The 10,279-nt window shown below is 54.8% G+C and carries 8 protein-coding genes; 4 read left to right on the forward strand and 4 right to left on the reverse strand.

Annotation, left to right across the window (positions count from 1 at the left end):
- Nucleotides 1-42: 42 nt before the first annotated feature.
- The 4 genes from ACAW74_RS15525 to ACAW74_RS15540 all read right to left on the reverse strand — a co-directional run bounded on the left by ACAW74_RS15525 (nt 43) and on the right by ACAW74_RS15540 (nt 3,449).
- Nucleotides 43-1,368 (reverse strand): ABC transporter permease, encoded by a 1,326-nt coding sequence (locus tag ACAW74_RS15525; RefSeq protein ID WP_370699119.1) that lies wholly within the window; start codon nt 1,366-1,368, stop codon nt 43-45.
- Nucleotides 1,369-1,383: 15 nt separating this feature from the next.
- A complete protein-coding gene (locus ACAW74_RS15530; protein WP_370699120.1) occupies nt 1,384-2,298 on the reverse strand; it encodes an ABC transporter ATP-binding protein in 915 nt (304 codons plus the stop codon).
- A 204-nt stretch (nt 2,299-2,502) separates the two neighbouring features.
- Nucleotides 2,503-2,919, reverse strand: a complete 417-nt coding sequence (locus ACAW74_RS15535) for an RDD family protein (protein WP_370699121.1) — start codon at nt 2,917-2,919, stop codon at nt 2,503-2,505.
- 86 nt (nt 2,920-3,005) lie between these two features.
- Entirely contained in the window at nt 3,006-3,449 is a 444-nt protein-coding gene (locus ACAW74_RS15540) for an SRPBCC family protein (protein WP_370699122.1), read from the reverse strand.
- A gap of 102 nt (nt 3,450-3,551) precedes the next feature.
- Here ACAW74_RS15540 and ACAW74_RS15545 point away from each other — a divergent pair, with 102 nt between their 5' ends.
- The 4 genes from ACAW74_RS15545 (at nt 3,552) to ACAW74_RS15560 (ending at nt 10,245) form a co-directional block, all read left to right on the forward strand.
- Entirely contained in the window at nt 3,552-4,001 is a 450-nt protein-coding gene (locus ACAW74_RS15545; RefSeq protein ID WP_370699123.1) for a DUF2147 domain-containing protein, read from the forward strand.
- A 111-nt stretch (nt 4,002-4,112) separates the two neighbouring features.
- The gene (locus ACAW74_RS15550; RefSeq protein ID WP_370699124.1) at nt 4,113-5,159 is read left to right on the forward strand and encodes an isoaspartyl peptidase/L-asparaginase family protein; all 1,047 of its coding nucleotides are present in this window, start codon (nt 4,113-4,115) and stop codon (nt 5,157-5,159) included.
- A 366-nt stretch (nt 5,160-5,525) separates the two neighbouring features.
- Nucleotides 5,526-8,627, forward strand: a complete 3,102-nt coding sequence (locus ACAW74_RS15555) for a SusC/RagA family TonB-linked outer membrane protein (protein ID WP_370699125.1) — start codon at nt 5,526-5,528, stop codon at nt 8,625-8,627.
- Nucleotides 8,628-8,643: 16 nt separating this feature from the next.
- Entirely contained in the window at nt 8,644-10,245 is a 1,602-nt protein-coding gene (locus ACAW74_RS15560; protein ID WP_370699126.1) for a SusD/RagB family nutrient-binding outer membrane lipoprotein, read from the forward strand.
- Nucleotides 10,246-10,279: the final 34 nt, after the last annotated feature.

Below are 10,279 nucleotides of genomic sequence, written 5' to 3' on the forward strand. Positions count from 1 at the left end.
GAATCAATGCAGAAACGAGTACGGAGTCTCCAGACTGAACGCTTACGCTTTATAAAAAATCCACTTCGAGAGCTCTTTGTAGGTCGGCTTCTTGCCGTACATCAGGATACCGACGCGGTAGATGCGGGCGGCGAGCCAGGTCGTGCCGATAAAGCCCCCGACGAGCAGCCCCATCGACAGGATAAGCTGCCAGGCCGGTACGCCAAACGGAATCCGTACCATCATGATAATGGGCGACGTAAAGGGCACCATCGACATCCAGAACGCCAGCGGACCGTCGGGGTCGCGAACGATGAACTGCGCCAGCGCAATCGACGCGATGATCGGGATCGTGATCGGGAACATGAACTGCTGCGTCTCGGTCTCGCTGTCGACGGCGGCCCCGATGGCCCCGAACAGCGAACTGTAGAGCAGGTAGCCACCCAGGAAGTAGAAGATAAAGCAGAAGACAATCAGTGGTACGTTGAGCGTGTCGAGGGCAGCGGTCAGTTCGGCAACGGGGTTCTTGCTGTTTTCCATCTTCCGCTGCACATCGGCCTGTCCCGGACCCATCGCCATCGACGTGCGGGCTTTGGCGGCATCGCGGGTGTATTTAGCCCCCAGAATGGCCGTGCCCGCCGAAATCACGCCGATAGTGAGCAAAATCCAGAGCAGAAACTGCGTAAGACCCACCAGCCCAACGCCCACAATTTTGCCCATCATGAGCTGAAACGGCTTCACCGACGAGATGATGACCTCGATAATGCGGTTGGTTTTTTCTTCCAGTACACCCCGCATGACCTGCGCGCCGTAGATAAACACCGAGAGATAGATCAGAAAGGCGCAGAAACCGCCAATCACGGTCGTAATAATCGAGTTGGTGTTTTTCTCGCCCTGATCGCTCAGGTTAATTGTGGTGGCGTCGACGTTTACCTTGGCGTCTTCGATGACCTGCTGCGTAATGCCCGCCGCGCTGAGCTTGATGCGTTCGATCCGTTTCGAAATGGCCGATTCGATATTCGATTGCATGCTCAGGCTGACGCTCTTGTTCGAGAAAATCTGCACCGTCTTGGGCTTCTCAATCACGTCGGCCGGAATGACCACCAGGGCGTCGTAGCCCTTGTTGGCCAGGCTGGCTTTAGCGTTGGCGAGCGACTCGGTCGGGTACACATAGGCCGTTTCGTCGTTGTTCTTAAACTGCCCTTTAAACTGCCCGTTCTGGTCGACGATAGCCACTTTTTTCTGCGAAATCGAGCCGACCGCTGCCCAGCCAATAGCCCCGTAGAAGGCCGCCATCAGCAGCGGAGCCAGCAGGGTCATGACGATAAACGACTTCTTCCGCACGCGAACCAGATACTCGCGCTTGATGATCGTAAGGATGATGTTCATAAATGGAAGGTTTGGTCAGGTGGTTGGCACCTCGCCGACGGCTTTGATAAAGATGTCGTTCATGCTGGGAATATTTTCGCCGAAGCTACGTACCTGCACCCGGTCGAGCAGTAGGCGGATCAGCTCATTGGCCGACGCATCGGGCGGAATTTTAATGTCGACGCGGGTACAGCCGTCTTCGGTTTGTCCGGCCGGGGCTGCCGCAAAAGCGGGCGGTAGTTCGCCCAGTTCGCCTTGGTATTCAAACCGGTACGTGTGCGTTTTGAACTGGTTCTTGATTGCCAGTTTGGGGCCGTCGAGCACTTTCTTCGAGCGGTGAATCAGCGCGATGTGGTCGCAGAGCTCTTCCACCGTGTCCATGCGGTGCGTCGAGAAGATGATCGTCGTACCCTGCTGTTTGAGCTCCAGAATTTCGTCGCGGATCAGGTTGGCGTTGATAGGGTCAAAGCCCGAGAATGGTTCGTCCAGGATGAGCAGGTCGGGTTGGTGCAACACCGTTGCCACAAACTGAACCTTCTGTTGCATGCCCTTTGAGAGGTCTTCGACGCTCTTGCTCCACCAGGTTTTGATGTCGAACTTCTCGAACCAGATCTTGAGCTTATCCATCGCGTCGCGCTCACTCAGGCCCTTCAGCTTGGCCAGGTAGAGCAACTGCTCGCCTACCTTCATTTTCTTGTACAGGCCCCGCTCTTCGGGCAGGTAGCCAATGCGCCGGATGTGCTCCGGGCCAAGGGGTTTACCATCAAACAGCACCTCGCCTCCATCGGGGCCGGTGATCTGGTTGATGATGCGGATGAGCGACGTTTTGCCTGCGCCATTGGGGCCTAATAGCCCGAAAATCTGCCCTTTAGGAATACTGACGCTGACATCATCGAGCGCCCGGTGTTCGGCGTACTGTTTAGTAATATGGCGGGTTTCCAGAATCGTCATACAGCCATTGTTCGGTTAATAATCAAAGATACACCGGCTGGGGCAGTCCCCGCTGTGGCAAAGGGGAGAATGGGCTTTTTCATCCACCATCGGCAAAAAGAACGCCCAACGTCCAACGGATGAAGTTAACCGACGCAGGCAAGCCACGTATGGGTCACTTTGCCCGTTGGATGTTGGGCGTTCAAGCTATGACAAACGAGCCTACTAGGCTTTCACGACAATCGTTTTGGCCCACTCGTCGCCAAACCGTTTTGAGTTGTCACGGAAGATCACAAGGGCATCGACGAGGTTGAGCAGCGGAATAATCTGCGGAATGGCCCGTACCACGCCCGTGCCATAATCGCCCATGATGCTGGCGCCGGTGTCTTCTTTAATCACCTTGATGCCCATCAGTTTTTTGCCAACACTTTGCCCGTTCAGGAACGGCAGGCTGTCGCGGGTCAGCAGGTAACCGATAGAGGCGAGGTACCCCAACGTACCCAGCTTGTAGGAGATAAACGAAAGCACAAGCATGGGAACGTACCCAACGATGCCATCAATAAAAAGAGCAACAAAACGAATAATAGGACTGGCTTTTTCGCGGGAAAGAACAGACGGAGAAGAGAAAGAAACAGGTTCCATGGAAGCGGAGAACGTTTAGGTTTAAGAATCACTTGCGTGAACAAGTTAGGACCCTTCCCAACTGAACACAACAGCTGTATGATTTTTTATTTTAAACGGCTAAATGTCTGTCTATAAATAGGTTTTCGATAGACAAATTGCGCCCACATTAGCGGATACATCAGGTAATCGAACAGACGATAGGGTGTTTGGTAGGTGATTTCGTCGGCGATGACGGTGCCACTGCCCTGCCTGATCAGGCGGTGTTTATGGTGCCAGGCACGCAGGAAAAACGGCAGCTTCACGCCCTGATCGATAAAATAGATTTCGTCGGGCGTAGTTTGCTGATCGATGATGTCGCTGGTCCAGGTTTGTTTGAAGAGCAGAAAATTTAGCTCGAGCGATACCACGTCGCCGGTAAGGCAGCCGTCGAAGCGCAATACCCTGACGGGCGGAAAGGGCGGGCTAAGCCGGTCGAAGAGGTCGCGGTTAAAGCCGGCCCAAACCTGGTCGACGGGCTGCTCGACGGCAGTGCGAATGGTGATGGTCATCCTAATCTCGTTCTAATTAATCCTTGCGGTGCGAATCTTGTCTCAGTACTGTATCTTTGCTTTCTTGTTAAAATCATATTTAAACCAACCATTGCACAACGCATGAACGGCAAGCGCTTCATCTTACCCATACTGCTGGTTACTTTTCTGACAACGGCGTTTAAATCGGCTGAAAACCCCGATGCCGTGCTGGGTACGTGGCTCAACGGCACCAAGAAAGGCCATATTCAGATTTACAAACAGGCCAACAAGTACTATGGCAAGCTAATCTGGCTGTCGGAGCCCAACGACCCTGCCACCGGAAAGCCCAAAGTTGACTCGAAAAACCCCGACGCCAAACTGAAAAGCCGCCCCCTGCTTAATCTGAACATTATGCAGGACTTTGTGTTCGACGGCGACGACCAATGGGAAGACGGAAAAATCTATAATCCCGAAGACGGCAAAACGTATAGCTGCTACATGAAACTCAACGACCCCAACTCACTCTATGTGCGTGGGTACGTTGGAATCCGGGCGATCGGTAAAACGCAAACCTGGACGCGGATCAAATAAACTGCGCTGGTATTTCGTGAAAAAGCAGGGGCCGCAACGAAGTTGCGGCCCCTGCTTTTTTCTATTTTTAGCCACTCAACCTGATTCTGTCACCTAACCAATCGCTTCCCAATGCCTTCGCGCCGCCGATTTCTCCGCTTAGGGGCTATGCTGCCCAGCCTTTCCTGGACCAACCTTTGGGCCGCCAACGCCCCGGCTCCGCAACGCCCCGTTGTGATCTCTACCTGGGATAGTGGCGTAACGGCCAACAAAGCCGCCTGGGCAATGCTGAAAGCCAATGGACGGGCTATCGATGCGGTGGAGCAGGCCGGCATCGCTATTGAAAATGAGCCAAGCTGCTGCGTAGGGCTCGATGGGAACCCCGATCGCGATGGGTTCGTAACGCTCGACGCCTGCATTATGGACGACCGGTTCAACTGCGGTTCGGTAGCGTTTCTGGAACGAATCAAACACCCGATTTCGGTAGCCCGCAAGGTGATGGAAAACACACCGCATGTGATGCTGGTCGGGAGCGGGGCACAGCAGTTTGCCGTGGCCAATGGCTTTGCACTGGAGCCCGCCAAACTCTCGGCCGACGCCGAAAAAGCGTACCGCGAGTGGCTGAAGAAGTCGGAATACAAGCCGGTAATCAACATCGAGAATACGAAATCAGCGCCGCAGCGGGGCCGCGGTCCTTACGACCCTATGCAGTTCAGCCCCAACTACTTCGATGATGGTAGTTTCAACCACGATACTATGGGCACCGTAGCCCTCGATGCGGCGGGGAACCTGTCGGGCATGTGCACGACCAGTGGTATGGCGTTCAAGATGCGTGGGCGCATTGGCGACTCACCGCTGATTGGGCCGGGCCTGTATGTCGATAACGAAGTGGGGGCTGTAACCGGCTCGGGGCAAGGCGAAGAAGTGATCCGGATGTGTGGCGCCCATACTATTGTAGAGGCGATGCGGCACGGGCTATCGCCTAAAGAAGCCTGCCAGCGGGCTATCGAACGCATCGTCAAGCGCGATCCGGCGCGGGCCAAAGACTTTCAGGTGGGCTTTATCGCCGTTAACAAACAGGGCGAAATCGGGGCTTTTTCCGTTCAGAAGGGTTTCTCCTACACACTGACCACCGCCACAATCGAACACAAAGTTTATCAGGCCGAGCATTATATGTAACCGCTCGGTATCAGCGAAACGTAGTCTAAACAGAGCTAATACGCTCAAACTAGCCATGATTCGGATGCATTAGCCATCTGAATCATGGCTAGTGGTTTTTTGTGCCGATCCGTATAAATAATGCGCTACACGTAGGTATCTGATTTTTATGAATAAGTACTTAGAGTAGATGCAGGTGGTGCTACTTTCCACCTATATAGTAGGCCTTTCAAGCCTATGAGCGCAGAATATTTTTAAAATAAATCGATTGCATTGTTAATTTATTAAAAAATTTTAAAAACTCGAAATATATTTGCCAAAAGGGTTGGCCAACAAAAGGCCGGTTCAGACTAAGTACATCTTACAGCTACTCTTCAAGCATAGCGTATGGAACAAAGATTACGAAAAGCCTTTCTGAAAGGTTTGCTCCTGGTAGGAGCGTGGTTAGTCGTAGGGCTAGTACCCCTTCTGGCTGCCGACCGGGAAATCACCGGCGTCGTGACAGACGAAAAAGGAAATGGCCTGGCAGGCGCCACGGTTAGCATCAAGGGAACCGTACGGGGAACGAATACGGGCGCCGACGGTAGCTATCGGATCAACGTACCCCAGAACGATGCCGTACTGGTGGTTTCGTACATTGGCTACACCCGCCAGGAGATTACCGTGGGTACACAAACGGTAATCAACGTACAACTACAACCCGGCGACGCCACACTGAATGAAGTGGTCGTGACGGCGCTTGGCGTGTCGAAAGATGCTCGTAAAGTAGGTTACGCCGTAACAACCGTCGATGCCGCTCAGTTTACCAAAGCCCGCGAAACCAACATCGGTAACTCGCTGGCGGGCCGCGTGGCTGGTCTGAACGTAAAAGGTACGAGCAGCGGTCCCGGCGGTACGGCCAAGATCCTGATGCGGGGCATGCCCAGCATGAACTCGGCTGGTTCACCGCTGATCGTCATCAACGGGGTACCGATGGACAACACCCAGCGTGGTAGCGCGGGTGAGTGGGGTGGTGCCGATGGTGGCGATGGCCTGGGTAACCTCAACCCGGACGACATCGAAACGATGACGGTACTGAAAGGCCAATCGGCCTCTGCTTTGTATGGTGCTCGTGCATCGAACGGGGTTATTCTGGTAACGACCAAGCGGGGCCGGAAAGGTGATTTCGCCGTAGAGTATAACATGAACCTCACGGCCGATAGCCCGGTTAACTTCACCGATTTTCAGTACGAATACGGTCAGGGGCTCCAGGGTGCCAAACCGACTACGCAGGCATTGGCCCAGCAAACGGGTCGTATGAGCTGGGGTAGTAAACTGGACGGTAGCAGCACCATCCAGTTTGATGGCAAGATGTACCCCTACACGGCACAGCGCGACAACATCAAGAATTTCTACAAGACGGGTTCGAACTTCACCAACACCGTATCGGTAACCAAAGGGGGTGACAATGGCTCATTCCGCCTGTCGCTGTCGAACCTCGACAACAAAGCGATCATCGAAAACAGCGGCCTGACCCGCAAGACGATCAACCTGACGATCGATCAGAACATTACGTCGAAGCTGAGCTTCAGCGTGCTGGCCAATTACATCGATGAGCGCGTGAAGAACAAGCCCAGCCTGAGCGATGCCCCGCTGAACGCTAACAACGGTCTGCTGCTGGCTACGAACATCGATCAGCGGATTCTGGCACCGGGCTACGATCCGGTAACGGGCCGCGAGATTATCTTCAGCGACGATGAATACGTAACGAACCCATATTTCGTGACGAGCCAGTTTGTGAACAACGTGGATCGGAAGCGTCTGATCTCGATGGCCTCGACGAAGTATCAGTTTGCCAACTGGATTTACGCGCAGGCTCGGATCGGCTACGACAACGCCAACGACCGAATTTTCAAGGTAACGCCTTGGGGAACCGCTTTCTCGAATGGTACCAAAGGCGGCCTCGACGAACTGTCGAATGCCCAACGTACGGAACTGAACGTAGACGCCCTTGTAGGTATCAACAAGTCGATCACCCCTGACTTCACGGTCGACGCCTTACTTGGTGCTAACGTTCGGAAGAATCAGTATGAGAAAGTCGGTGTAAGCGGTAGTCCCTTCGTATTGCCTTACCTGTATAGCTGGAACAACGTAGTGAACTTCGGCCGGAACTACGAGGTAGCCAACACCGAAGTGCAATCGGCCTACTACAACGTAGACCTAGGTTATAAAGGCTTCCTGAACCTGAGCACAACGGGCCGCTACGATACGTACTCGACGCTGCCGAGCGCCAACCGGAGCATCTTCACGCCATCAGTAACGGGTGCGTTCATCTTCCATGACTTCCTGCGCGTACCGCAACTGAGTTTCGGTAAACTGCGGGCGGCCTACGCCGTAACCAGCGGTGAGCCTACAAGTGCCTACGGTACAAGTGTGTATTACGGCGTTGGCAATGCGATCAACGGTACCGCTACGGGTAACTTCAGCGAAGAACTGCCCAACCTGTTCCTGAAGCCATTCACGAAGAGCGAGGTCGAACTGGGTCTGGAACTGCGCTTTTTCGGCAACCGCCTGGGCTTCGATATCGCCTATTATACCCAGAAAACGCAGAACGAGATCATGCCTGCCAACTACAGCTGGGCTACGGGTTATACGCGTGGTGTAGTAGGAACGGGCTCGACGCAGAACACAGGTGTAGAAATCCAGATCAACGGCACGCCAATCAAGAAGGCTGGCTTCACCTGGAACAGCTCCCTCAACCTGACGTCGGTACGCAACAAGATTCTGCAGACAGACGCTGGTAACAACCCAATCAGCCTTGGGTCAAACCGGGCCACGCTGGGCAACGCGATCACGGCATTTGTCGTGGGCGAATCGGGTCCGCAGATTCGGGCGTATGACTACAAGTATGGCGCCAATGGCCAGATTGTCGTCGACGCATCGGGCCTGCCGGTACGTGGCGAGCTGATCAACCTGGGTACGGTACTGCCCACGCTCTACGGTGGTTGGAACAACGACTTCCTGCTCGGCAACTTCAACCTGTCGTTCCTGGTCGATTACAACTACGGCAACAAAATCCTGTCGGCTACCGAGAACTACGCCTACCGCCGCGGCCTGCATAAGGAAACGCTGGTTGGCCGCGAAGGTGGTATCACGACCGGGGTAACGAGCGATGGCAACCCCAACACGGTGAAAGCGTCGGCGCAGGATTACTACACGGCGCTGGCTAACAACGTAACGAAAGTGAGCGTTGAAAACGGTGATTTCATCAAAATGCGTCAGATTACGTTCGGCTATAACCTGCCGCCTCGCCTGCTCGAAAAACTGCCGCTGATCCGGGGCATCAACGTCTCGCTGGTAGCGCGTAACCTCTTCTACTTCATGAAGAAGACTGATAACATCGATCCCGAGGCTTCGTTTGGTGCCAACCTCCGCTACTCAGGCATTGAAGGGGGCAACCTACCGTCGGTGCGGAACTACGGCGTCAACGTAAACATCAAGTTCAAATAAGAGGCACCCTCGCATTATGACTAAGAAACTAATTGCTTTATCGTGCTTAATCGGGGCCATGCAGTTCTCCTGCACCAACGACCTCGATCAGCTGAATACCGACCCTACGAAAGCGTCGGCGGCTACCTTCGACCCCAACCTGTTGCTGGCAAGTGCTCAATATGAGAACGTAAACGCAACGGCTGGCTACAATGGTCCCATTCTGTTCCAGAGCATGTGGGTGCAGCTGATGGCCTCGACGTCGTCGGGGGCTGCCAACTACTACTCCAATGCCGACAAGTACGTGATCTCGGGTAACACCAGCGACTATCAGCAACGTACCTGGAATATCAACTACAAGGCGGCCAGCTACGCCTACGAAATGGAGCAGTTGACCAAAGGCAAACCCGCTCTGGCCAACCTGAACAGTATCGCTGTCATCATGCAGGCACAGGCCCTGTCGACGATTGCCGATACATACGGCGACATTCCGTACACGCAGGCTTTGCAGGCGAAAGCAGGCACTACCCTGCCCGCCTATGACACTCAGGAAAGCGTATACAAGTCGCTGCTGACCCGCCTCGAAACGGCTACGGCCGCGCTGAACGCTTCGTCGCCCATTGCGACCAACGACGCCTATCCGTACAAAGGCAATGTAGCGCAGTGGAAGAAGTTTGGCTACTCGCTCATGCTGAAGCTGGCGATGCGCCTGACAAAATCCGATGCCGCTACTGCCAAAACGTATGCGGAAAAGGCGGCTGCCGGTGGCGTGTTCAGCAGCGTTGCCGACGACGCCTATGTGCTGACCGACGACTCGAAAGGGTTCACCAACAGCAACGGGCAGGCCCTGACTACCCTGGCCGATATCTATCAGGTACGTTGGAGCAAGACGCTGATCGACTACCTCAAAGCAACCAACGACCCGCGTCTGAGCAAAGTCGCTGAAGTGCCCGCTGCTGGTCTGGCGGCCAACCAGACGGCTGCCGGTACGTCAAACTCGACGCCTGCTGCACAGGTTGGCCTGCCCAACGGGTATGACCTGAATGGTGGCGCTACCGACATCAGCAAGGCGCCGGGGTATCCGGGTGCTACCGGTTCGGGTGCCGACGTGACGCCGATTGGCAAATACTCACGCCCAACGAACATCTACCGCAACCGCAGTGCGCCGCTGTTCGTGCTGACCTACGCCGAAGTTGAACTGCTGCTGGCCGAAGCCGCAACGCGTGGTTTCAACGTGGGTGGCACAGCGGCACAGCACTACAAAAATGGGGTTGTGGCCGGTATCCAGTCACTGGCTACGTATGGAGCGGGTGGCGCTGTTGATGCCGCTACGGCAACGGCCTATGCCGACGCTAACCCGCTGGTAGCCGCCAACGCGCTGAAGCAGATCAACGAGCAATACTGGGCAACCACCGGCTTGCTGATGAACTTCTCGGAAGCCTGGAACAACTGGAAACGGTCGGGCTTCCCCGTGCTGACGCCCGTGAACTACGTGGGTAACTTCTCGGGTGGGCAAATCCCCCGCCGTCAGCCCTACCCAACGTCTGAAGGGTCGCTGAACACGGCCAACTACCAGTCGGTGACTGGCAAACTCTCGGGTGGCGACACCTGGACCGCCCGCGTTTGGTGGGATAAATAGTGCACTGAGTAGTCTAAAGCCAAAGGTCTCTGTG

Origin of the sequence: Fibrella musci (assembly GCF_041321105.1) — a bacterium.
GTDB classification, from domain to species: Bacteria; Bacteroidota; Bacteroidia; order Cytophagales; family Spirosomataceae; genus Fibrella; species Fibrella musci.